General features: G+C 57.2%; 19 protein-coding genes. 5 read left to right on the top strand and 14 right to left on the bottom strand.

The window, feature by feature from the left end; translation table 11 throughout:
• Positions 1-19 precede the first annotated feature (19 nt).
• Entirely contained in the window at positions 20-2,653 is a 2,634-nt protein-coding gene (gene cas3 / locus IEX01_RS01195; RefSeq protein WP_188723126.1) for a CRISPR-associated helicase Cas3', read from the bottom strand.
• 174 nt (positions 2,654-2,827) lie between these two features.
• Between cas3 and IEX01_RS01190 the strand changes: the two genes are divergently transcribed.
• A complete protein-coding gene (locus tag IEX01_RS01190) occupies positions 2,828-3,139 on the top strand; it encodes an MGMT family protein (RefSeq protein WP_188723718.1) in 312 nt (103 codons plus the stop codon).
• Between the two features lie 31 nt (positions 3,140-3,170).
• Here the strand turns inward: IEX01_RS01190 and IEX01_RS01185 are convergent, their stop codons facing one another.
• Positions 3,171-3,743, bottom strand: coding sequence for a YbaY family lipoprotein (locus IEX01_RS01185; protein ID WP_024557424.1), 573 nt, complete (start codon positions 3,741-3,743; stop codon positions 3,171-3,173).
• A 223-nt stretch (positions 3,744-3,966) separates the two neighbouring features.
• On the opposite strand from IEX01_RS01185, the gene tesB reads away from it, so the two are divergent.
• Entirely contained in the window at positions 3,967-4,827 is an 861-nt protein-coding gene (tesB, locus tag IEX01_RS01180) for an acyl-CoA thioesterase II (protein ID WP_024561510.1), read from the top strand.
• A gap of 160 nt (positions 4,828-4,987) precedes the next feature.
• On the opposite strand, the gene amtB is transcribed toward tesB, so the two are convergent.
• From amtB to IEX01_RS01155, 5 genes are all read right to left on the bottom strand, one after another.
• Positions 4,988-6,274: an ammonium transporter AmtB gene (gene amtB, locus IEX01_RS01175; protein ID WP_024557426.1), complete on the bottom strand. Its 1,287-nt coding sequence runs from the start codon at positions 6,272-6,274 to the stop codon at positions 4,988-4,990.
• 28 nt (positions 6,275-6,302) lie between these two features.
• Positions 6,303-6,641, bottom strand: coding sequence for a P-II family nitrogen regulator (gene glnK / locus IEX01_RS01170; RefSeq protein ID WP_002891893.1), 339 nt, complete (start codon positions 6,639-6,641; stop codon positions 6,303-6,305).
• Between the two features lie 252 nt (positions 6,642-6,893).
• Complete coding sequence (locus IEX01_RS01165; protein ID WP_188723125.1) at positions 6,894-8,672, bottom strand: SmdB family multidrug efflux ABC transporter permease/ATP-binding protein; 1,779 nt, start codon at positions 8,670-8,672, stop codon at positions 6,894-6,896.
• Positions 8,665-10,440: a SmdA family multidrug ABC transporter permease/ATP-binding protein gene (locus tag IEX01_RS01160; protein ID WP_029592091.1), complete on the bottom strand. Its 1,776-nt coding sequence runs from the start codon at positions 10,438-10,440 to the stop codon at positions 8,665-8,667. The genes IEX01_RS01165 and IEX01_RS01160 overlap by 8 nt, the downstream gene beginning before the upstream one ends.
• 66 nt (positions 10,441-10,506) lie before the next feature.
• Complete coding sequence (locus IEX01_RS01155) at positions 10,507-10,968, bottom strand: Lrp/AsnC family transcriptional regulator (RefSeq protein WP_024557429.1); 462 nt, start codon at positions 10,966-10,968, stop codon at positions 10,507-10,509.
• Between the two features lie 115 nt (positions 10,969-11,083).
• Between IEX01_RS01155 and IEX01_RS01150 the strand changes: the two genes are divergently transcribed.
• Positions 11,084-12,145, top strand: coding sequence for a PLP-dependent cysteine synthase family protein (locus IEX01_RS01150; RefSeq protein ID WP_024557430.1), 1,062 nt, complete (start codon positions 11,084-11,086; stop codon positions 12,143-12,145).
• Positions 12,146-12,167: 22 nt separating this feature from the next.
• Here IEX01_RS01150 and cof read toward each other — a convergent pair whose 3' ends face one another.
• Positions 12,168-12,986 (bottom strand): HMP-PP phosphatase, encoded by an 819-nt coding sequence (gene cof, locus IEX01_RS01145; RefSeq protein ID WP_188723124.1) that lies wholly within the window; start codon positions 12,984-12,986, stop codon positions 12,168-12,170.
• A gap of 99 nt (positions 12,987-13,085) precedes the next feature.
• Between cof and IEX01_RS01140 the strand changes: the two genes are divergently transcribed.
• Together IEX01_RS01140 and queC are read left to right on the top strand one after the other, a co-directional pair.
• A complete protein-coding gene (locus IEX01_RS01140; protein WP_188723123.1) occupies positions 13,086-14,798 on the top strand; it encodes an SgrR family transcriptional regulator in 1,713 nt (570 codons plus the stop codon).
• A 56-nt stretch (positions 14,799-14,854) separates the two neighbouring features.
• Positions 14,855-15,550: a 7-cyano-7-deazaguanine synthase QueC gene (queC, locus tag IEX01_RS01135; protein WP_188723122.1), complete on the top strand. Its 696-nt coding sequence runs from the start codon at positions 14,855-14,857 to the stop codon at positions 15,548-15,550.
• On the opposite strand, the gene IEX01_RS01130 is transcribed toward queC, so the two are convergent.
• The 6 genes from IEX01_RS01130 to lon all read right to left on the bottom strand — a co-directional run bounded on the left by IEX01_RS01130 (position 15,542) and on the right by lon (position 22,642).
• On the bottom strand, positions 15,542-16,381 hold the full coding sequence (locus IEX01_RS01130) for an MBL fold metallo-hydrolase (RefSeq protein ID WP_024557434.1): 840 nt from the start codon (positions 16,379-16,381) through the stop codon (positions 15,542-15,544). The genes queC and IEX01_RS01130 overlap by 9 nt on opposite strands.
• A gap of 304 nt (positions 16,382-16,685) precedes the next feature.
• Positions 16,686-17,084, bottom strand: a complete 399-nt coding sequence (locus IEX01_RS01125; RefSeq protein ID WP_024557435.1) for a YbgC/FadM family acyl-CoA thioesterase — start codon at positions 17,082-17,084, stop codon at positions 16,686-16,688.
• A 105-nt stretch (positions 17,085-17,189) separates the two neighbouring features.
• Positions 17,190-17,558 (bottom strand): ComEA family DNA-binding protein, encoded by a 369-nt coding sequence (locus tag IEX01_RS01120; protein ID WP_024557436.1) that lies wholly within the window; start codon positions 17,556-17,558, stop codon positions 17,190-17,192.
• Positions 17,559-17,703: 145 nt separating this feature from the next.
• The gene (gene ppiD, locus IEX01_RS01115) at positions 17,704-19,581 is read right to left on the bottom strand and encodes a peptidylprolyl isomerase (protein WP_188723121.1); all 1,878 of its coding nucleotides are present in this window, start codon (positions 19,579-19,581) and stop codon (positions 17,704-17,706) included.
• A 223-nt stretch (positions 19,582-19,804) separates the two neighbouring features.
• The gene (gene hupB / locus IEX01_RS01110) at positions 19,805-20,077 is read right to left on the bottom strand and encodes a nucleoid-associated protein HU-beta (protein ID WP_024554059.1); all 273 of its coding nucleotides are present in this window, start codon (positions 20,075-20,077) and stop codon (positions 19,805-19,807) included.
• A 210-nt stretch (positions 20,078-20,287) separates the two neighbouring features.
• The gene (lon, locus tag IEX01_RS01105; protein WP_024557438.1) at positions 20,288-22,642 is read right to left on the bottom strand and encodes an endopeptidase La; all 2,355 of its coding nucleotides are present in this window, start codon (positions 22,640-22,642) and stop codon (positions 20,288-20,290) included.
• Positions 22,643-22,808: the final 166 nt, after the last annotated feature.

The raw sequence follows: 22,808 nt of genomic DNA, 5'->3' as shown, positions 1-22,808 counted from the left end.
CAGCGGGGCTTTACTGGCATTACTCAACACCTGTCAGACCTTCTTTAGGTGAATACCCACCCGGCAGCAAAATGACCACCGCCTCTTTTTTACGCTGCGTAATGCGCCAGCGTTCCAGCGCCTCGCCAGCCAGCAGCGTAAAGGCGGTTTTGTGCTTATCCCACCAGCTTTTACGCACCCGCAACGCGCTCATCTCCCATGGGTTATCCCCCTGCGCATAGGGCTTAATGCCCTCAGGTGTGCTGTACGCCAGCCAGATATCGACGGTGAGTTCACCGAGGCGCGTAGAAACTTCAGGCCCCCATTGTTTTGCGCTATTCGGGTCATATCCGCCTTCAAGGTAAATTTCAAAATTGGCGGCAATCGCACGCTGACTGTAATAGTCGGCCATTGCTTTTTCTTCAGAAAGTTTCATGCCTTCCGGCACTTCGCTTTCCTCGCCATAAACGGCCTCAATTAATAAACGCGCCGCTTCCGGCATGCGTATTTCGCCCTGCTCGCGCAGCACGCGCTGGGTTAGCCACAGCCGTGAATGCGCCGGATAAACGTAGCTGGTGTTGCGCATCGCGGAGGTTAACCACTTTTCATCTGGCTGCGCCTGCCACGGCGGCGCCAGAATATCGAGGCGCGGCGCGGGCCTTTCATCCACACCGGTTAATTTAATGTTTCCGTGACCATCGCGAATGTGCCGCTGCATTCGCCCGGCGCGCTGAATTAACAGATCCACCGGCGCCAGATCGCTAATTAAATAATCCAGGTCAATATCTAAAGATTGTTCAATCACCTGAGTAGCTATTATTACTTTTCCGTCGCGATGGTCGGCATTTTCTTTACCAAACCATGCCAGCGTTTTTATTTCCGTAGCAGCACGATCCGTAAAAGCGAAACGACTATGGAACAAAATAATATTTTCTTCGGGAATATTTCCGTTGCGAATTAGCTCCCGGTAACTGCGCACCGCGTCGTCAACCGAATTACGTATCCAGCCAATACAACTCCCTTCCCCCACGACCTTTTCTATTTTATTGAGGCAGGCGGCTTCGTCTTCCACCCAGCCGATGCTGACGCGCCGTTGCACCTGAGGGCGCGTAGCAACGCGATGTCCGCCACTGCCCTGCGCGTGAAGGTGCGTTACCCACGGATAATCATCGAGCCCAGGGCGCACCGGCTCACAGGGCATATTTAACCCTCTGTAAAACGCGGTAGCCAGACGGTCTCGCTGGGTCTGCGAGAGCGTGGCGGAGAGCAAAATCGTGGCGTTGCCGCTGGCGGCCTGGACTTCAACCAGCTTTTCCAGAAGGTGCGACATATAAGCGTCGTAAGAGTGGATCTCATCGGCTATCAGGATTTTGTCGCTCAGGCCCAGCAGGCGCAGATTCTGATGCTTAAACGACATGACTGCCATCAGCGCCTGATCAAGCGTACCGACGCCAGTCTCCGCCAGCAGCGCCTTTTTGGGCGACTCGGCAAACCAGGCGGCGCAGCCTTCGAACGAGGCGACTTCATCGCCAGACTCATTCGCTAACAGCTCGCGGGCCCAGATGGACGCGTTAAAATTTGCCGATAGTCTGCGCGCGCTGTGCGCCAGCGCAAGGCTTGGATGGCTGCCCTCGCGGTAGAGCCGCAGCCAGGCGCGCTCCATCCGCGCATACATCGCGTTCGCCGTCGCCATCGTCGGCAGTCCAATATACAACCCACGGGCATGACCGGCCGCCATCAGCCGATGCGCCAGCACCAGCGCCGCTTCGGTTTTCCCGGCGCCGGTGACATCTTCAAGAATGATAAGCCGCGGGCCGGGCGTGTTGATATCGAGCTCCAGCGCTTTTTGCTGAAGCGGCGTTGGATCGGTAATAAAAGGAAAAAGGGTAGCGATGCCTTCAAACGGCGCGACGTCGCTGGCTGGCGGCAACAGACGCAGCGCGTTTTTCGCCTGGTTGACAGCGCGCGCCCAGTAGCTTTCGAGCGGCATTTTACCAGCCGACCACGGGAAAAAATGATTGCCGGAGCCAGCCCAGTCCGCCAGCACCACCAGCGCCGAAACCAGCCAGCTCAGCGGTAAAAATTGATCTCGCCAGCCCGCTTCGCTCCACGTTTGCGGCAGCGTAACGGACGGAAAGAGTGTATTCACCGCCCGCGCAAAGGCTTGCGCGGCTTCTATATCTTCAGGCAAAAAATCGTTATGGCAGTTTTCGCTTGATATCGGCAGGCCGTGGTGCCCAATCACCACCGGCATCCAGCGTTCGAGCACGCGTTTGCGCAGACGCAGAGAGAGCGGGCTGACAACGCTTGCGGCAACAGTCTCGCTAAGGTGATATTGCCACAACCACATGCCCGTCACGGTGTGATGATGCCGATTTTCGCTGACGTCGCGCTGGCCATGAGCGAGCGCTTCATGGGTATATTTTTGCTGAAACAGACGCGCAAACTTGCCGATGTCGTGCCAGCAAAGCAGCCAGGCGAAGAATTCCGCCGCCGTTTGACGCTCTGTTATGCCCAGCGCGGCGAATATCCCGGCGGCGTTAAACCGGTTCTCCATCACCATTACGTAGCCACATGCCGCCACATCCAGCGAATGCCAGCACAGAAGGTGATAGTCATCGCCTTTATGCTCCAGCCCGTGAGCGGCTTTTCCCCAGTAAGAATAAAAATCCATTTAATTCATCCATGTGCTGTTTCATGAATAAATTATTCTTTTTATTCTGAAATCGAACTGTGAGTAGTGTCGCCAAATAACGGTACATTCATGTATGTAAAAACAAGCGGTTAAGCCTTCCCTCCTCCCCCACTCCTCACTATCCTTACTGTCTCATCTCACGGAGTGCGAATGATGGATAACCTGGACAGTTTCCCGATGCGCGTTTATCAGATTGTCGCGGCCATTCCTGAGGGATGCGTGACGACCTATGGCGAAGTGGCAAGGCTTGCGGGCTCGCCGCGAGCGGCGCGGCAGGTGGGCGGCGTGCTGAAAAGATTACCGGAAGGCAGCCAGTTGCCCTGGCATCGGGTCGTGAATCGCCACGGCGCGATTTCGCTTACCGGGCCCGATTTACAGCGTCAGCGGCAGGCGCTGCTGTCGGAAGGGGTTCAGGTCTCCGGCAGCGGACAGATAGACCTCGCCCGCTACCGCTGGCGCTATTAAAAACGCCTCCGAAGAGGCGTTAATGTTCAACTCAGAACTGCGTGGGAGCCGGAACCGCTGACGAAGGGTTAACCTGCGTTGGCGACGTGCTCGGCACCGTTGTCGCCGCACCGCCGCCTTCCTGTAACGGGATCGCGGTCTGCTGCACCGGTACCAGGTTCAGGTCGATTTTAGTGCCGCCCTGGGTTACTGCTGGTTTAACCTGGTCAGTTACCAAAACAATCTTGTTGTCGATGGTGATGGCGGCGCTCAGCAGAATGCGGGCATTCGGCTGTACGTCGGCCGGGTTAAACGGCAATACGAAGCTGAATGGCGCCTGCTTGCCTTCGGTACGTACCGCTTTTTGCGCGATAACACGGGAAGGCGCGTCAGACTGCGAGGCGTCGGCGAGCGTTACGGTCAGCACGGCATCCGGCGGCAGCGCCACTTTCTGACGGACCCAGACCGTACCGGAGACGTTAGGCTGTTTAATAACCGGCTGTGTCGCCACGCCAGCGGTGTTCGGATTCGGCGCCGGAACCGCTATGTCCGCGCTTTTATCCTTTGCGCAACCCGCCAGAGCAACCGCAACCGCTAAACCACTTAACATGTGCACGAGTTTCATTGCGTTCTCCTTATTTTCAATGCACCAGTGAGCGCGATAACTCACCAGAAGTGAGTGGTCAGAACTTGCTTGTCGTGCTAAGTGTGGCACAGGTCACTGATTTTCGCCTGGTAATGGGCCGCCATTAAGATAATTCCACCCCTCGGACCAGTTGTGGTTCTACGTTATACTCTCGTTACTTTCCCGGCACCGCTGTGCTTTCTTTTGCTGTTGAGGACCCGTTATGAGTCAGGCGCTGAGCAACCTACTGGCATTGTTGAATCTGGAAAAAATTGAAGAGGGGCTGTTTCGCGGCCAGAGCGAAGATTTAGGTCTGCGGCAGGTCTTTGGCGGCCAGGTCGTCGGGCAGGCGCTTTACGCTGCTAAAGAGACCGTGCCGGCAGAACGTCTGGTGCACTCTTTCCACAGCTATTTCCTGCGCCCGGGCGACAGTCAGAAGCCGATTGTGTATGACGTTGAAGTGCTGCGCGATGGCAACAGCTTCAGCGCCCGGCGCGTAGCGGCTATCCAAAACGGCAAACCTATTTTTTACATGACCGCCTCGTTCCAGGCGCCGGAAGCGGGTTTCGAGCATCAAAAAACGATGCCTGCCGCGCCGTCGCCCGAAGGGCTGAAATCGGAAACCGATATCGCCCGGGCGCTGGAAAAGTTCCTGCCACCGCAGGTGAAAGAGAAGTTCCTTAGCGATAAGCCGCTCGAAATTCGCCCGGTGGAGTTTCATAACCCGCTGAAAGGACACGTGGCGGAGCCGACGCGCCAGGTGTGGATCCGCGCTAACGGGGCGATGCCGGACGATTTCCGCGTGCACCAGTCGCTGCTGGGCTACGCCTCCGACTTTAACTTCCTGGTAGTGGCGCTGCAGCCGCACGGCGTGGGCTTCCTGGAGCCAGGCATGCAGGTGGCGACTATCGACCACTCCATGTGGTTCCACCGTCCGTTCGACATGAACGAGTGGCTGCTCTACAGCGTGGAGAGCACCTCCGCCTCCAGCGCGCGCGGCTTTGTGCGCGGCGAATTCTGGAGCATGGACGGCAAACTGGTCGCCTCTTCTGTGCAGGAAGGGGTGATGAGGAAGCGCGGTTAAGTAAGCCGTGACGGCGGGCCGCCCTGACGTTCAGGCGCGCCGTTTGCTGGCTGAATATGCGAAACGCCACCGGAAAGACGCTGCGCCACTGGTTTTACCTCTCCCCTGAAAATAAAAAACCTCCCGCACGCGGGAGGTTTTAACAGGAGAGATGCTCTACTCAGGCGTTGTAGGCATTCTCGCCGTGGCTGTTGACGTCCAGACCTTCGCGCTCCTGGTCTTCCGGTACGCGCAGACCAACCGTCATATCCGCCAGTTTGTAGCCGATGAACGCCACCACGCCGGACCAGACCACGGTAACCGCAATACTTTCCAGCTGCACCAGCACCTGGTGACCCATGGTCACGCCTTCTGCGTAACCCACGCCACCCAGCGAGCTTGCTGCGAACACGCCGGTCAGGATGCAGCCCACGATGCCGCACACGCCATGCACGCCGAAGACGTCGCACGGGTCATCAACGCGCAGCCAGCGTTTCAGCATGGTGACGCCCCACAGACCCGCCAGACCCGCCGCGATGCCGACAATCAGAGAACCGCCGACGCCGATGTAGCCGCAAGCCGGAGTCACGCCTACCAGACCCGCGATAGCGCCGGAGCAGGCGCCCAGCAGAGAAGGCTTGCCGCGCAGCGCCCATTCACCGAAGACCCAGGCGAGAATGGCAGCGGCTGTCGCCACAACGGTGTTCAGGAACGCCAGACCGGCGATTTCATTCGCCGCACTGGCGGAGCCGGCGTTGAAGCCAAACCAGCCAAAGTAAAGGATCGCCGTGCCGATAAAGACCATCGGCAGGTTATGCGGTTTGAACGCTTCTTTGCCAAAGCCCACGCGTTTACCCACCAGGTAAGCGCCTACCAGGCCCGCCACCGCGGCGTTAATGTGCACAACGGTGCCACCTGCGAAATCCAGCGCGCCATGAGAACCCAGCAGGCCGCCGCCCCACACCATGTGGGCGATAGGCACGTAGGAGAGCGTCAGCCATACCACCACGAAAATAAGCACGGCGGAGAAGCGAATGCGCTCAGCCAGCGCGCCGACAATCAGCCCCACGGTAATACAGGCGAACGAACCCTGGAACGCCACGTGGATGTACTGGTAGAAGCTGCCCATGAGATCGGTGATGTTAATACCCTTCAGCAGGATCCAGTTAAGGTTACCGAAGAAGCTGCCGCCGGAGCCAAACGCCAGCGAGTAGCCGTAAACCACCCAGAGAATGCAGACCAGCGCGAAAGTCACGGAGATCTGCGTCAGCATGGAGAGCACGTTTTTACCGCGCAGCAGGCCGCCATAAAAGAGCGCCAGGCCAGGTACGGTCATAAAGAGCACCAGTGCGGTGCAGATCATCATAAAAGCGTTGTCCGCTTTGTCCGCCACCGCCGGAGCGGCCATGGCAAGGCCGGGCAGAAGCGAAAGCAGGCCGAGGCCAGATTTCAGTGCTGTGTGTTTCATCTTTTCCATTCCTGTCACGGTTGGCCAGTTACAGTGCCGCTTCGTCGGCTTCGCCGGTACGAATACGAATCACGCGTTGCAGCTCGGCAACGAAAATTTTGCCGTCGCCAATTTTGCCGGTATAGGCAGCTTTACTAATGACATCAATCACTTCATCAAGTTGGTCGTCTGCAATAGCAACGTCAATCTTCACTTTCGGCAGGAAGTTAACGCTGTATTCGGCACCGCGGTATAACTCGGCGTGGCCCTTCTGGCGACCAAAGCCTTTCACCTCGGTTACCGTCAGCCCCTGAATGCCAATTGAAGAAAGCGCCTCGCGCACGTCTTCCAGTTTGAATGGTTTGATTACCACGGTAACCAGCTTCATAAATCCCCTCCAGTCGAATTGGGTAATGGCCGCAGCTAACAACTTTGTTAAAGCAAGCGGCGTGCCAGGAATGAAAAAGCGGGAGATTTTGCGCCCGGCAAGCGGGCATTCATGGAGTGAATGAGTAAGAAAAAAGTGTGACCGGGATTCAGATTGTTCCTGGAAAGCAAAAACGCACCATGCTGGTGCAGGGTGCGTTGCATTTTTGCACCAGCAAAGCGAGCGGCTGGCGCGGTGCGTAATTATAGTGCATCAGGCGATAAGCGACTCTTCCCGCTCGCTCGCTTCCAGCTCTTCGCCTGCCAACTGAAGCTGATACATCTGCCAGTAGCGCCCTTTCGCGGCGAGCAGTTCCTGATGCGTGCCGCGTTCAACGGCCTGGCCGCGGTGAAGCACCATGATCGTATCCGCTTCCACAATGGTGGAAAGACGATGCGCGATGACCACAAGCGTGGTGTGTTCACGGATAGCCGCCAGCGCCTGTTGAATCGCCTGCTCGGTGCCGGAGTCGATATTGGCCGTCGCTTCATCGAGGATCAAAATTTGCGGCGTATCGACCAGCACGCGGGCCATCGCCAGCAGCTGTTTCTGGCCGACAGAGAGGTTATTGCCCTGTTCGCCAAGACGGGTGTGGATACCCTGCGCCATGCCGCGCGCCAGCTCCGCCAGTTGCACCGTCTCCAGCGCCTGCCAGACCTGTTCTTCGCTGATGTCGCGCCCGAGGGTGACGTTGGCGAAAAACGAATCCGCCAGCACCACCGGGTCCTGCTGCACCATCGCCACCCCCTTGCGCAGCGCGCCATGGCTCAGGCTCTGGAGCGGCCGCCCGTCGAGGCGAATTTCGCCGCGCGTCAGCGGGTAATATCCCATCAGCAGGTTCGCGAGCGTGCTTTTACCGCTGCCGGTATGGCCCACCAGCGCAACGAAATGACGCGACGGAACGCGCAGGTCGATATCCTGCAAAACCAGACGATCGTCGCGATAAGCGAACGAAACATTATCGACGTCGATCGATCCGCTTTGCAGCGGCCGATCGTCATCGCCGTAGTTCTGGCGCGGCCTGTCCATCAGCTCGAAGACGCGCTCGCCCGCCACCACCGCCTGTTGCAGCATCGACTGCTGGGTGGTGAGCTCGATAAGCGGTTCGTTAAGGCGTCCAAGATAGCTAATAAAGGCGTACAGCACCCCAACCTCTATCGTGCCAACTGACGTAAAGCCGAACAGCATCAGCAACCCGCAGAGCACCAGCGCGGAAAAGAGGCTTAACAGCGGACGCAGCAGGAAACCATCCAGGCGCAGCGTCTGCATGCGCGCCAGATAGTGCGAATGGCTCGCTTCATTCATCCGTTCGCCAAAGCGCGCCTGCTGGCGAAACTGCTGGATGACGCTCATGCCGTTGATCACTTCGTTAAAGCCGTCGTTGATATCTGCGAGATAAGCGCGCACCCGGCGCACAATGGGGGTGCTGTAGCGCTGATAAATCAGCATTACAATCAGCACCGCCGGAAAGATGGTGATAGCCACCAGCGCCATCCGCCAGTCGAGGCTGAACATGGCCACCAGCATCGCGCCCACCAGCGCCGCGCTGCGCAATACCGTTGCGACAACGGTGACGTAGAGATCGCGGATAACTTCGGTGTCGTTGGTCACGCGGGAGATAAGCTGCCCTACCGGCTGGGTGTCGAAGGCGCCGAGCGGCTGGCGCAGCGCGGCGTCCATCGCATCGGTGCGAAGCTGCTGCACCACGCCCACGGCCGCTTCGTTAAACAGCAGCGACTGCCAGTAGTGCAGCCCGGCGGCGAGCAGTTGCAGCAGGAGATAAACCGCCGCCAGCCCGCTGACCAGCGCAAGCGGCATACGATGCTGCGCGACGAGGTTGTCAATAAAGTAGCTGATGAGCGCCGGGCCGCTGACTTCCGCGGCGGCGGCAACCCACAGCATAACCACCGCCATCGAAAGCGGTTTACGCCAGGGCTTGCCATACGCCAGCAGGCGTTTTAGCGTCGGCCACAGCTGACCAAAATTACGCATTCATCGCCTCCTGTTGGTTCTCTTCCGGCGCGTCGTCCAGCGCCGCTTCAAGCTGCTGATAGCGGTACATATCGCGATACCAGCCCGGCTGGCTCGCCAGCTGTTCATGCTGACCCCGCTGGGCTACATGACCGTGCTGCAGCACCAGAATTTCGCTCGCTTCGGTCAGCGCCGAAAGGCGATGGGCGCTGATGATAACCGTACGGTCTTCTCCCCACTGGCGCAGGTTGTGCAGGATCTGGTGTTCCGTGCGCCCATCTACCGCCGAAAGCGCGTCATCCAGAATCAGCATCTCTGCGTTCAGCAGCAGAGCGCGGGCAATGGAGATACGCTGCTTCTGCCCGCCGGAGAGCATCACGCCGCGCTCGCCCACTTCGGTGTCGTACCCCTGCGGCAGGCGCAGAATATCTTCGTGCACGCAGGCGAGTTTCGCCACATGCTCAATCTCCTGCTGCGTGGCTTCAGGCTTGCCGAGGGCGATATTGTTCGCCACCGTGTCAGAGAAGAGGAACGGCGTCTGGTTCACAACGGCCAGCCGGGCGCGCCAGTCATCCAGCTTCAAACGAGGCAGCGGGATGTCATGAAAGCGAATCTCCCCTTCATCAACATCGAAATGGCGCTGTATCAGCGTTAACACGGTGCTTTTCCCCGCGCCGGTCGGCCCGCACAACCCTAACATCTGCCCCGGCTTCAGGGCGACGTTGAGGTTTTGCAGCGTCGGCTGGGTAACGCCAGGATAACGGAAGGCGCGGATAGCCACGCGCAGCTCGCCGCGTCCCGGCGGCGCGCTTTCGTCGCCGTCGTGAACGACAGGCGCCTCAGCAAGCATGGCGCGAATGCGGCTGTACGCCGCGCTGCCGCGCTCGACGATGTTAAACATCCAGGCCAGCGCCAGCATCGGCCAGATCATCAGGCCCAGATACATCGTGAAGCTGGTGAGCTGGCCGAGCGTCAGCGTGCCGTTCATCACCATCCAGCTGCCGCCGCCGATAGCCAGCAGGTTCGCCATGCCGATGGCGATGTAAATAGTCGGGTCGAAGCGGGCATCCACACGCGCCACCCGCAGGTTCTTCTGCCCCGTCTCCCGCGCGTCTTCGGCGAACAGCGCCGACTGACGGTCCTCCAGCCCGAACGCCTTGATCATGCGGATGCTGGTCATGCTCTCCTGAGTGCGATCGTTAAGCGTTGAAAACGCCGCCTGCGCCGCCTTGAAGCGGTGGTGCAGCTGGTCGCCGTAGCGCTTAATGACAATGGCCATCACTGGCATCGGCAGCAATGCCAGCAGCGTAAGCTGCCAGCTTATTTGCGTGCTCATGACTATCAGCACCGCGCAGCCCATCACCAGCGAATCCACCAGCGTTAATACCCCTTCGCCCGCGGCAAAGACCACGCGGTCGACGTCGTTGGTGGCTCGCGCCATTAAATCGCCGGTGCGGTGGCGTAAGTAGAACTCAGGATGCTGGCGGCTGAGCTGGCGATAAAAATCGCGGCGCAGCTCAACGGCAAGCTGATAAGACGCGCCGAACAGCAGCACGCGCCAGACGTAGCGCAGCAGATAAACCACAATCGCAATCGCCACCATGACGCCTATCCACAGTAAAATCTGCCCGGCGGTGTAGTGGCGTTGGGTGACGCCGTCCACAATAACGCCCACCAGTTTTGGCGGCACGAGTTGCAAAACGGCGATAATGATAAGCAGGGCTACGGCGCCGAGATAGCGTCGCCACTCCCGGCCGAAGTACCAGCTTAACTGAGCAAATAATCGCAAAACGTTTGTCCTGATTGTCTTTAATGACGATAAGCGCAGGGATGGAGTATAGGTGGCCGCTAAAGGCTACGCCTCCACCGGCAGGGCTGTGGTGTATTTTATCTGCTCCATGGCGAAACTCGAAGTGACCTCGGAAAAGCCCGGCACCTGGTTCACCAGTCGCTTGTAAAACTCGTCATACCGCTTCATATCCGCTACCTGAACCTGCATCAGGTAGTCGTACTCCCCCGCCATGCGCCAGAAGCCCAGCACCTCAGGCATGCCGCTGACCACCGAGACGAAGTGGCTATACCACTCGCGGTTATGGTGCTGGGTTTTGATAAGCATAAACGCCGTCAGGCCGAGGCCGAGCTTTTCCGGGTCCAGCAGCGCCACTTTACCCGTGACATAACCTTCTTCTTCCAGACGCCGGAGCCGTTTCCAGCAGGGGGTTGTTGTCAGATTAACGGCATCGGCGAGCGCCTGCAAAGAGCGGGTGCAGTCACTTTGCAGCAACGCAAGGAGCTTGCGGTCAATTTTATCTAACATAGCGGCCACCAGGAGAATAATTTTCTCTTATTCAAGCCGCCTGTAGGTGAAATGGCAACGTTTTTCCCCGCGATCTTCGTTACTCTAAGCACAAATTGACAAACGGATCACGCGCATGACCAGCTCCTGGGTACGCCACGCCATTACTGAAATCAACGCTGATAACCAGCGTTCTGCGGATACGCACCTGCTGCGCCTGCCGCTGCCCGCCTTTCCGGGCATTTACCTCTATCTGAAAGATGAAAGCACTCACCCGACCGGCAGCCTGAAGCACCGCCTCGCCCGCTCTCTTTTTCTCTACGCCTTAAGCAACGGCTGGATAAAAGAAGGCACGCCGATTATTGAAGCCTCCTCGGGGTCGACCGCTGTTTCAGAAGCCTGGTTTGCCCGGCTGCTGGGGTTGCCTTTTATCGCAGTCATGCCCGCCTGTACGGCGAAGCGCAAAGTTGAGCAGATAGCGTTTTACGGCGGCCGCTGCCACTTCGTGCAAAGCGCCTGCGAAATTTACGATGCGTCCGAGACGCTGGCGCGCGAGCTCGGCGGCCATTATATGGACCAGTTTACCTACGCCGAGCGCGCCACCGACTGGCGAGGCAACAACAATATCGCCGACAGCATTTTTCGCCAGATGCGCCATGAGCCGCATCCGGTGCCGGCGTACATTGTGATGAGCGCAGGCACGGGCGGCACTTCCGCAACGCTTGGCCGTTACCTGCGCTACCAGGGACACGACACGAAGCTGATGGTAGTAGACCCGCAAAACTCGGTGTTTATGGATTACTGGCACACCCGCGACAACACGTTGCGAAGCGGCGTGGGGAGTAAGATTGAAGGCATCGGCCGCCCGCGCGTGGAGCCTTCTTTTATTCCGGACGTCGTGGATGAGATGTTGCGCGTGCCGGACGCCGCGAGCGTCGCCGCCATGCAGTGGCTGGAGACGCAGCTTGGCCGCAAAGTGGGCGCCTCCACCGGCACCAATATGTGGGGCGCGTTGCAGCTGGCGGCGCGCATGCGCGACGAAGGCCGCCAGGGGGCAATTGTCACCCTGCTATGCGACAGCGGGGAGCGCTATCTCGATACCTATTACCAGCCGGAATGGGTGGCGAAAAACATCGGCGACCTGGCGCCGTATCAGGCGGCGCTGGCCTCGCTGCTGGAAGAAAAAAAGCCGGGCTAGCCCGGCTTGCTGGAAATCCTCATCATTCGGGGGAATAAGTAAGGTGTGGTGTATCCAGCCAATGTGTTAAATAGTGTGAAACCGCCTGTCGGCTACAGTGACCTATCACCGGCAGGTGGGGTAAATCCGCTATCAGCTGCGGCATGGCGTTGCCCATAATCAGCCCATGCCCGACCAGTGAGAGCATCTCGCGATCGTTCATGGCGTCGCCGAACGCCATGCATTCCGCCAGCGTATAACCCAGATGCTGGCTCAGCACGGCCAGCGCTGCGCCCTTATTGCATCCCGGCGGCAGCACTTCCAGACAATCTGTGGCGGAAAAGCACAGGTGCGCGTTGTTTCCCAGCGCCTCGTTAAGCTGAACGCGCAGGCGACACAGATCGTCATGATCGCCGCAGAAGCAGATCTTCGTCACCCGGTGCGCCGGGATCCGTTTGAGATCCACCAGTTGATAACGAAAACCGCTATAGCGGTGCGCGACGAGCAGTTCCGGCATATCGCGGTCGGTCAGCCAGCCGTCATCATTAAAGACGTGAATGCTCGCCTGTGTATCCCAGTGGCTGTGCAGCACCGTTTCCGCCACACCGGGCGCCAGATCCTGGCTGTGCAGCAGTTCCCCTTCCAGGGTATGAATGCGGGTGCCGTTGCCGGTTATCAAAAACGCTTCCAGAGAAAACTGGCCGAGAAGGGGTCGCATCTCCATGACGTGCCTGCCGGTCGCAAAGGCCAGCGCAATGTCCCGCTCCCTCAGGCGGCGCAACGTGCTAATAGTCTTTTCGCCCAGCCGATGGTCCGGCATCAGCAGCGTGCCGTCCATATCAAAGGCCGCGAGTTTCGCCATGGTTATCTCCTGTGTGAAGCTGATTGCATGCCGAAAAGTATCGCCTGGTATATACGGAACTAATAGTGAATACTTGCCAGAAACTGTTCCGGGTTTTGTATGCGACTGCTCAATCGATTAAACCAATTTCAACGTCTCTGGCAGCCTTCAGCGGGCTCGCCTCAACAGACCACCGTGGCGGAACTAGCGGCGCGCTGCTTTTGCAGCGAGCGCCACGCCCGCTCTCTGCTGCGTCAACTTGAAGAGGCAGGCTGGCTGACGTGGCAGGCGCAGTCAGGACGGGGAAAAAGAGGCACGCTAACCTTTCTGGTTAGCCCGCAAAGCGTGCGTGCGGGGATGATGGAAAAGGTGTTACGCCTGGGGGAACATCACAACGCCCTTGCGCTTGCGCAGCTGGCGCCGGAGCAGTTGCGTCATCTGCTGACGCCGTTTCTGGGCGGCCAGTGGCAGAACGACACGCCAACCCTGCGCATTCCCTATTACCGTCCGCTGGAGCCGCTAACGCCCGGCTTTTTGCCAGGACGCGCCGAGCAACATCTGGCAAGCCAGATTTTTGCCGGGCTGACGCGCTTTGAGGCGGCAAGCCTTCGTCCGCACGGCGACCTGGCGCACCACTGGGAGGTTTCCCCCGACGGCCTGACCTGGCGTTTTTATCTTCGCTCCACCCTGCACTGGCATGACGGCAAGCCGGTCGAAACGGCGCAGCTGCTTACAAGCTTTACCCATCTCCTGACGCTGCCCGCGCTGCGCCAGCTTTTCTCAAGCGTTAAAACGGTCGACTCGCCCCACGCCCGGTGTTTGCGCTTCACGCTCTTCAGGCCCGATTACTGGCTTCCCTGGCGGCTCGCCAGCTACTGCAGTTTTCTCGCGCACCCGGATGATAATCAAACAGGCTGCGGCCCGTTTCGGCTCACGGCTTTTACGCCTGAGCTGGTGCGGCTGGAAAGCCACGAGTTTTACCATCTGCAACATCCGTTGCTGAAGGCGGTGGAATACTGGATAACGCCGCAGCTTTTTGACCGCGCGCTCGGCACCAGCTGTCGCCATCCGGTGCAGATAGCCCTTGGCCAGGAAGAAGAGCTGGCCCATCTGCGTCCGGTCAGCAACAGCATCAGCCTCGGCTTTTGCTACCTCGGCGTACGCCAGGCCGGACGTCTCTCCATCGCACAGGCGCGGCGGCTTATCAGCCTTATCCATCAAAGCGGCATGATTGACGCGCTGCCGCTGGATGAAGGGCTGATTACGCCGAGTCGCGAGATGCTGCCGGGCTGGGAACTGCCGCAATGGCCGCCGCAATCGGTGCAACTGCCGCCCCGGCTGACGCTCTTTTATCATTTGCCGGTCGAGTTGCATGTTATGGCGCAGCAGTTACGTGAACAGCTGGCCTCTTTGGGTTGCGAATTAATCCTCCATTTTCACGACGCCAAAAACTGGGACGGCTGCGGCGAACTGGGGAAAGCGGATATGGTGATGGGCGACAGGCTTATCGGCGAAGCGCCGGAATATACGCTGGAGCAGTGGTTGCGCTGCGACGCGCTCTGGCCGAATTTGCTGACGCTTGCGCAACAGCAGCATCTGTTCGCCACACTCGATTCCGTACAGCGCTATCCCGATGACGAGACCCGTAACGCCGCCCTGAAAGCCGTGTTTTATGAAATGATGTCCGCAGGCATCATCACGCCGCTCTTTAATTATCGCTACCAGATAAGCGCGCCGCCGGGAATTAACGGCGTTGAGCTTAACGCGCGCGGCTGGTTTGATTTCACCCGCGCCTGGCTGCCGCCGCCTGAGCAAGGCAAAGAAGCTGGTTAGCATGGCGCTACGGCGCTACCATACCGTTTTTGCGATTAAGAACCACAGGGTTGATTATGAAACGTGCCGTTGTTGTCTTCAGCGGAGGACAAGACTCCACCACCTGCCTGATTCAGGCGCTCCAGCAGTATGATGAAGTTCATTGCGTGACGTTTGATTACGGCCAGCGCCATCGGGCCGAGATTGATATCGCCCGCGAACTGGCGTCCAGGCTGGGCGCACGGGCGCACAAAGTGCTGGACGTCACGCTGCTGAATGAACTGGCGGTGAGCAGCCTGACCCGCGACAGCATTCCGGTGCCGGATTACGACCCGCAAGCGAGCGGCATTCCCAGCACCTTTGTGCCAGGCCGCAACATTCTGTTCCTGACGCTCGCGGCCATTTACGCCTACCAGGTACAGGCGGAAGCGGTAATAACCGGCGTTTGCGAGACCGATTTTTCCGGTTACCCGGATTGCCGCGATGAATTTGTCAAAGCGCTTAACCATGCCGTAAGCCTTGGCATGGCGCGGGACGTGCGTTTTGAAACGCCGTTGATGTGGCTGGATAAAGCGGAAACCTGGGCGCTGGCGGACTACTGGGGCAAACTCGAGCTGGTACGCCATGATACCCTCACCTGTTATAACGGCATCAAGGGCGAAGGCTGCGGCGAGTGCGCCGCCTGCAACCTGCGCGCCAACGGCCTTAACCGTTATCTTGGTGACAAAGCGGGCGTTATGGCCGCGCTCAAGCAGAAAACGGGGTTACGCTAATCGCGTTTCGCCCGCTTTCAACCGCTCGAACTCTTTGGCGTCATGGCTGCAAAACAGCGTGACGCCAGCGTTAGCATCGGTCGCCAGCGCCCTTAAGCGGCGCTGGTTATTCAGCCGGGCGTCTTTATCTTCCTGCATCATCGTCTGGTAAAAGCGCAACCCCGGCGTGCAGTGATAAGTGGGCGCCATTTCTTCGCGGAAAAACCACGCATCGCCGCCGTGCAATAGCCAGCCGCCTGGCGTATCTATCGCCACCCCGGCGTGCCCCTGCGTATGTCCACGTAGTGGGATTAGCAAAATCTCCGGCGGCAGGCCTTTTAACTCTCTCACCGACTCAAAACCAAACCACGCTTCGCCTCGGGGCTGATAGCCGTGCCAGCCTGAAATCGCACCCCACTGACCGGGCCGATAACGCTCGCGCGCCAGCCAGCCGCGGCGGTCGCTGGCGGTATCGATTTCAGTCTGCATCAGATGCACCTGAGCGTTCGGGAAATCGCTCAGGCCGCCGGCATGGTCGAAATCAAGATGCGTAAGCACAATATGGCGGACATCACCCGGCGTAAAGCCCAGCGCCGCAAGCTGATACGCAGCCGTAAGCTCTTTACGGTACTGAATATTGTTCATTGCCCGGAAAAACCACGGCAGGCGATGGGAGGGCTCCGCCATATCTTCAAGCCCGAAGCCTGTGTCCACCAGCACCAGACCATGCTGGTCCGTCTCTACCAGCAGACAGTGGCAAATCAGGTGCGCGTGCGCGCCCTTGCTGAATCCGTCATAAAGTTTGCCGCCCAGCGGGCACATACAGCCGCAGTTAAGATGGTGAATCCGCATTGCACCTCCGGTTATACGAGTCCATAACCTGAAGTATAAGTGGTTAAAAAATATAAGCAGAACGGCAGGGGGTGATTAGTTTTGGAATGGAAGATGAAGCAAGAAACAGACAGGCGACAGGCTAATAATGTGCTCTGTTGCGGTTTATCCCGCCCAGGCGGGGAATACCAAAACGAAACGCGCTGGCGTCATTTTCAAGGGGGGACCCCCGCTTACGCGGGGAACACCAGCCTTCGCAATACCAGATTATCTACCGGGCGGAGGAGCCAAAAGCCATCAGGCGTCATGAAAATATTTTAAGCCATTAGACTATTAATTTTTCCAGCTTTTCACGCAGCTCGCCTTCAATCGGCAGCGCTTTTTGCGTTTTGAGATCGATGCAGACAAAAGTGATTAACGCGTCGGCGACCACCTGCCCTTCTGGCTCAAGCGTAATAACCTGGCTCAGAACGCCGCTTTTACCGTTAAGCTGTTTCATTTCACTGGTTACGGTAAGCAGATCGCCCAGCACGGCGGGACGGCGATAATTGATGTTGATGTTTACCACAACAAAAGCAATGTTGTTGGCCGTCATCCACTGAAAACTTTCTTCATGCTCAAGGCCATCCCAGCGCGCCTCTTCAAGAAACTCCAGATAGCGGGCGTTATTAACATGTTGATAAACATCAAGATGAAAACCCCGTACTTTGATTTGTGTCTGCATAGCGCTTTAACCCTTGTCATTGTTTTAATCGATACAGAGGTCACACCACTGGTATGACCTCTTTAGTCTGGCAAAAGTTTTTAACTCTGCAAGGACAAGTTACGGTTAAAGCGTGAGGTTAGGCAGGTTCCTTTCTACCAGCGAATCGCCCATGCCAGGCACCTGTTTTAACTCTTCCAGCGCTTTGAAAGGGCCGTGCTCTTCGCGATAGCTGACGATAGCCTGCGCTTTTTTCTTACCCACGCCGTTCATCGCCTTCGCCAGCTCATCTACCGTGGCGGTATTGATGTTGACGGTGCCTTCTTCGCTTTGTGATGCTTTTTCGCCAGGTGTCAGCGCTTTGCTATCGGCGCTATCGGGTCGGGTTTGCGTTACCTGTGCTTTTCCTGCAGAAGGCGCCGCCAGTGAGGTGCTGCTAAGGCCGCAGCCTGCTACAGCCAATGCCAGACAGAGTGCTTTGATTCCACGTTTCATGCTGTTTTCTCCTTGTTTGTTGACAGCAGAGCTACCTTATTGCGCCAGCCGTAACGCAACAAACAGCAATCTTTAAAAATGGAAAAGGCCGCGTAAGCGGCCTTTGTCTGTTGCAGCGTATTGCAAAAATGTGCGAAACGTCTCGTTATTGCTGCTGTTCCGTTATCATGTCGCCCATTTTAATTTTGGCTTCTTTACGCAGGTTGCTCATCAGCGCCTCGAAAGCGACCTGGGCATTATTCTGGGTGATCCCCTGCACCATCGCTTTCTTCTGCTCTTCCGGCAGCGTGCCGCTGCGCACTTCGTCCAGCGCCAGCAGAACCACGTTCCCCTGCATATCGTTGCCCATACCGTAGCTGGGTTTGCCCTTAGCAGGCAGCGGCAGGGTAAAGGCGGTTTGGCTCAGCGGGTCCTGACCGGTGCGGCTCAGCGTTTTCGCTTCGCCAAAGCTCAGGCCAGCGGCTTTCAGCGCCTCGTCGCCTTTGCCGTTTTTGAGCGCGCTCAGCAGTTTCTCAGCGTCAATTTTCGCCTGCTGTTCAGCTTTCTGATGCTTAACCGCGTCCACCACTTCGTTACGCACGTCCGCCAGCGGTTTTGTCGCTTCCGCTTTATGATCGGTAACGCGCAGCACAAACGCACGGTCGCCTTCAACGGTAATGATGTCAGAGTTGCTACCCGGCGTGCCGTTCTCGCCAATCAGGCTGCCGCCGAAAATCGCATCCGCTACCGGTTTGAAGTTCAGCTCCTGCGGCAGATTGTCGTGGCCGAACCAGTCGGTTTGCACGGCCTTAACGCCCGCAGCTTGCTCGGCGCCCACCAGCGATTCGTTGTCATTGCTGGCCGCCTCGCTCACTTTCTGCTGCAGCGCGAAGTAGGCATCCAGCGCTTTTTCCTGCTTCACTTTTGCGGCAATAGCGTCATGCACTTCGGCAAGCGGCTTCACCTGCGCCGGCTGAACGTCATCCAGACGGACTATCAGGAAACCTACCGAAGACTTGATAACGCCTGAGAGCTGGCCTTTCTCTTTCAGACCGGCGTTTTTCAACTCTTCCGGCGTAGTGGCAGGCTCAAGCCAGCCCATGTCGCCGCCGTTACGGGCAGAAATGATGTCGGCTGATTTCTCTTTCGCCAGAGCAGCAAAGTCACCGCCCTGCTTCAGCGTATCCAGCACCGCTTTCGCTTCCGCTTCAGTTTTCGTCTGAATGACGCTGTACCGATTACGCTGCGGCTGGGTAAACTCATCCTGATGCTGATCGTAATAAGTCTGGATTTCCGCATCGCTCGCGGTTTCCGGCATCGCAGCCGCGTCCAGCTTGATATAGCTTACGCGAAACTGTTCCGGCGCCACGAAACGATCTTTATTCTGCTGGTAGTAGTTATTGATTTCCGCATCGGAAACCTGCTGTTTAGCCGCCAGCGCGTTTACGTCAATGGTGGCTTCACGCACCAGACGCTGTTGAGAAACCAGCGCAGCCAGTTCATCCGTTTCGCCGTTCAGCATAAAGTCGGTGCCGACGATAGCGTTAATTAGCTGTTGCGTGGTCAGCTGATTGCGCAGCGCCTGCGCGTATTGATCCGCCGTCATTCCCATTTGATTGACGATGGCGTTATAGCGCGTGTTGTCAAACTTGCCGTTGCTCTGGAACGCGGGCTGCTTAAAGATAGCTTGTTTTACCTGCTCATCGCTGATGCCAAGGCCCAGCTTTTTGGCGTACTGATCGAGAAGGGTCTCGTCTATCATGCGCTGGAGCACCTGCTGGCGCATGCCTTTCATGTAGCTTTCGTTCGCCGCCAGCGCAGAGAACTGATCGCCAAGCTGCTGCTGCATGCGGTTGCGCTCGCCCATGACCGCGTTTTCAAACTGTGCCCGGTTAATCTCCTGGCCGTTAACTTTTGCGGCATAATTATTGTTACCGCCAATCAGGTAATTACCTACGCCCGTCAGAATGAACGAGACGATAATTAAACCCAATATGATTTTGAGCACGACGTGATTAGCCGCCGCGCGTAAATTGTCCATCATGGTGTAACAACACTCCGCTGTAGTGTAACTGGTAAACCCTGCACAGAGACGTATCGCGTCCTTCGGAACACGGCTCTGCCGCTGCGCCCTGAGGCGTATTGTGACAAGAAAACGGGGCGGTTGTCAGCCCACGCGCCTCATAAAAATCCGGGCATATAAAAAAGGCACATCTGACGATGCGCCCTTAGTTTCAAAAACCTTACGGGACTTCCGCAAGCGTTTCTTAATTTACCGCGTCTTTAAGCGCTTTACCGGCACGGAAGCCAGGCACTTTAGCCGCTGCAATGGTGATCTCTTTACCAGTTTGCGGGTTGCGGCCAGTGCGGGCAGCACGCTCACGAACAGCAAAAGTCCCAAATCCAACCAGAGCCACTTCGTCCCCTGCCTGCAGAGATTCAGTAACGGAAACAATCAAAGCATCTAACGCACGTCCAGCCGCGGCTTTGGAAATATCAGCGCTTGCGGCAATTTTGTCTATCAGTTGAGATTTATTCACTCTTCTCTTCCTCTCTTTATTATTTATATCGCACCCGATCCCTTCGTAGCGCGACCGCGCAGCAGTTATAACAGGCATGCATCGCCCTTACAACAGTAGTTATTGATGGCACGCCCGGTCAGCAATCTAAATTAGCTATACAAAAAAAAGCTGGCAAGTGACAAATCACTCGCCAGCCCTGTTTTTATCAGTGCTCTTTGCGTCAGGTCACTATTTCGCAGTGACTACCTGCATACCGAACGGTTCGTTCTGCAGCGCAAGCGTCAGCACCTCTTCAATGCGTTTCACCGGATGGATATCCAGATCGGCAATGACGTTCTCCGGAATTTCTTCCAGATCGCGCTTGTTGTCATACGGGATCAACACGGTTTTAATGCCGCCGCGATGCGCCGCCAGCAGTTTCTCTTTCAGACCGCCAATCGGCAGCACCTGGCCGCGCAGCGTTATCTCGCCGGTCATCGCTACGTCGGCGCGAACCGGGTTGCCGGTCAGGCAAGAAACCAGAGCGGTGCACATCGCAATGCCTGCGCTTGGACCATCTTTCGGCGTCGCCCCTTCCGGCACGTGAACGTGAATGTCGCGTTTCTCGTAGAAATCCCCGTTGATACCGAGTTTTTCCGCGCGCGCACGTACCACGGTCAGCGCAGCCTGGATGGATTCCTGCATCACTTCACCAAGCGATCCGGTGTAAGTAAGCTTGCCTTTACCCGGTACGCAGGCGGTTTCGATGGTCAGCAAATCGCCGCCCACTTCGGTCCAGGCAAGACCTGTCACCTGCCCTACGCGGTTTTCGTTGTCGGCGCGACCGTAATCGAAGCGCTGAACGCCCAGGTAATCTTTCAGATTGTCGCCCGTGATGGTTATTTGCTTAAGCGCCGGGTCAAGCAGCAGCTGTTTCACCGCTTTACGGCACAGCTTAGAGATTTCACGCTCAAGGCTACGCACGCCCGCTTCGCGGGTGTAATAGCGGATAATGCCGATAATCGCGCTGTCTTCAACGGTCAGTTCGTTCGCTTTCAGGGCGTTACGCTCAACCTGCTTCGGCAGCAGATGGCGCTTCGCGATGTTAAGCTTTTCATCCTCGGTATAGCCGGAGAGACGAATCACTTCCATACGGTCCAGCAGCGGCGCAGGAATGTTCATGGAGTTAGAGGTCGCCACAAACATGACGTCGCTAAGATCGTAATCCACTTCGAGATAGTGGTCGTTGAACGCCACGTTCTGTTCCGGATCGAGCACCTCAAGCAGAGCGGAAGCCGGATCGCCGCGCATGTCGGATGACATCTTGTCGATTTCATCCAGCAGGAAGAGCGGGTTTTTCACGCCGACTTTCGCCATTTTCTGAATAAGCTTACCGGGCATAGAGCCGATGTAAGTACGGCGGTGGCCGCGGATTTCCGCTTCATCGCGCACGCCGCCCAGCGCCATACGGACATATTTGCGTCCGGTGGCCTTCGCAATGGATTGCCCCAGAGACGTTTTACCTACCCCCGGCGGTCCCACCAGGCACAGGATGGGCCCTTTAATTTTGTTTACGCGGCTCTGCACAGCGAGATATTCAAGGATGCGGTCTTTCACACGGCCCAGACCGTAGTGGTCAGTATCCAGAATCTCCTGCGCCTGACGCAGATCTTTTTTAACCTTGCTGCGCGCGTTCCACGGAACCTGCACCATCCAGTCGATATAGCCGCGCACCACGGTCGCTTCCGCAGACATCGGCGACATCATCTTCAGCTTCTGCAGTTCCGCTTCGGCCTTTTCCTTCGCCTCTTTCGGCATTTTCGCCGCATCGATTTTGCGCTTCAGCGCTTCGTTTTCATCCGGCGCGTCGTCCATTTCGCCAAGTTCTTTTTGAATGGCTTTCATTTGCTCATTCAGATAGTACTCCCGCTGGCTTTTCTCCATCTGCTTTTTCACGCGGTTGCGGATACGTTTTTCAACCTGCAGCAGATCAATTTCCGATTCCATCATCGCCATCAGATATTCAAGGCGCTCGTTGATATCGGACATTTCAAGCACGGACTGTTTGTCGGCGAGCTTCAGCGGCATATGCGCGGCGATAGTATCGGCCAGGCGCGCCGGGTCGTCGATGCTGTTCAGTGAAGTCAGCACCTCCGGAGGAATCTTTTTGTTAAGTTTGATGTAGCCTTCAAACTGGCTGATCGCAGTGCGAACCAGCACTTCCTGCTCGCGCTCGTCAATAGCCGGCGAGTTCAGGTATTCAGCTTTAGCCGCAAAGTGTTCGCCATTATCCGACAGGGTGGTAATACGCGCGCGCTGCAAACCTTCTACCAGCACTTTTACCGTGCCGTCAGGCAGTTTCAGCATCTGCAGAATCGAAGCCACTGTACCTACAGTGAAAAGATCGTTCACACCCGGCTCATCCGTTGAAGCTTCTTTCTGCGCGACGAGCATGACTTTTTTGTCATTGTCCATGGCCGCTTCAAGACAACGAATGGATTTTTCCCGTCCCACGAATAAAGGAATAACCATGTGCGGATAAACCACCACATCGCGCAACGGCAATACGGGGATTTCAATGCGTTCAGAACGCTCAGGATTCATAGAGCTCTCTCTTAGTTTAGTTTCCGCCAGGTGATGGGTGCACGTGAACCCACTTCACGGCATCACCAACAAGTAAATCAGTATATGGGGATGTTTCCCGGACATTCAATGTCAGGATGGCAGGAAAAATAAATGGGGGATTATTTCCCCCATTTATTGTTTAACG

Source organism: Franconibacter daqui (genome assembly GCF_014644275.1).
Classification (GTDB): Bacteria; Pseudomonadota; Gammaproteobacteria; order Enterobacterales; family Enterobacteriaceae; genus Franconibacter; species Franconibacter pulveris.
This window is presented reverse-complemented; position numbering and strand designations above follow the sequence as displayed.

Bases quoted from the DNA above. Each gene is read 5' to 3' on its own strand.
- IEX01_RS01190 (WP_188723718.1), top strand. From the start codon at position 2,828: ATGGATAACCTGGACAGTTTCCCGATGCGCGTTTATCAGATTGTCGCG.
- ppiD (WP_188723121.1), bottom strand. From the start codon at position 19,581: ATGATGGACAATTTACGCGCGGCGGCTAATCACGTCGTGCTCAAAATC.
- IEX01_RS01125 (WP_024557435.1), bottom strand. From the start codon at position 17,084: ATGCAGACACAAATCAAAGTACGGGGTTTTCATCTTGATGTTTATCAA.
- IEX01_RS01150 (WP_024557430.1), top strand. From the start codon at position 11,084: ATGACCAGCTCCTGGGTACGCCACGCCATTACTGAAATCAACGCTGAT.
- IEX01_RS01165 (WP_188723125.1), bottom strand. From the start codon at position 8,672: ATGCGTAATTTTGGTCAGCTGTGGCCGACGCTAAAACGCCTGCTGGCG.
- cof (WP_188723124.1), bottom strand. From the start codon at position 12,986: ATGGCGAAACTCGCGGCCTTTGATATGGACGGCACGCTGCTGATGCCG.
- IEX01_RS01140 (WP_188723123.1), top strand. From the start codon at position 13,086: ATGCGACTGCTCAATCGATTAAACCAATTTCAACGTCTCTGGCAGCCT.
- lon (WP_024557438.1), bottom strand. From the start codon at position 22,642: ATGAATCCTGAGCGTTCTGAACGCATTGAAATCCCCGTATTGCCGTTG.
- IEX01_RS01130 (WP_024557434.1), bottom strand. From the start codon at position 16,381: ATGCGGATTCACCATCTTAACTGCGGCTGTATGTGCCCGCTGGGCGGC.
- queC (WP_188723122.1), top strand. From the start codon at position 14,855: ATGAAACGTGCCGTTGTTGTCTTCAGCGGAGGACAAGACTCCACCACC.
- IEX01_RS01185 (WP_024557424.1), bottom strand. From the start codon at position 3,743: ATGAAACTCGTGCACATGTTAAGTGGTTTAGCGGTTGCGGTTGCTCTG.
- IEX01_RS01155 (WP_024557429.1), bottom strand. From the start codon at position 10,968: ATGTTAGATAAAATTGACCGCAAGCTCCTTGCGTTGCTGCAAAGTGAC.
- cas3 (WP_188723126.1), bottom strand. From the start codon at position 2,653: ATGGATTTTTATTCTTACTGGGGAAAAGCCGCTCACGGGCTGGAGCAT.
- tesB (WP_024561510.1), top strand. From the start codon at position 3,967: ATGAGTCAGGCGCTGAGCAACCTACTGGCATTGTTGAATCTGGAAAAA.
- glnK (WP_002891893.1), bottom strand. From the start codon at position 6,641: ATGAAGCTGGTTACCGTGGTAATCAAACCATTCAAACTGGAAGACGTG.
- IEX01_RS01120 (WP_024557436.1), bottom strand. From the start codon at position 17,558: ATGAAACGTGGAATCAAAGCACTCTGTCTGGCATTGGCTGTAGCAGGC.
- amtB (WP_024557426.1), bottom strand. From the start codon at position 6,274: ATGAAACACACAGCACTGAAATCTGGCCTCGGCCTGCTTTCGCTTCTG.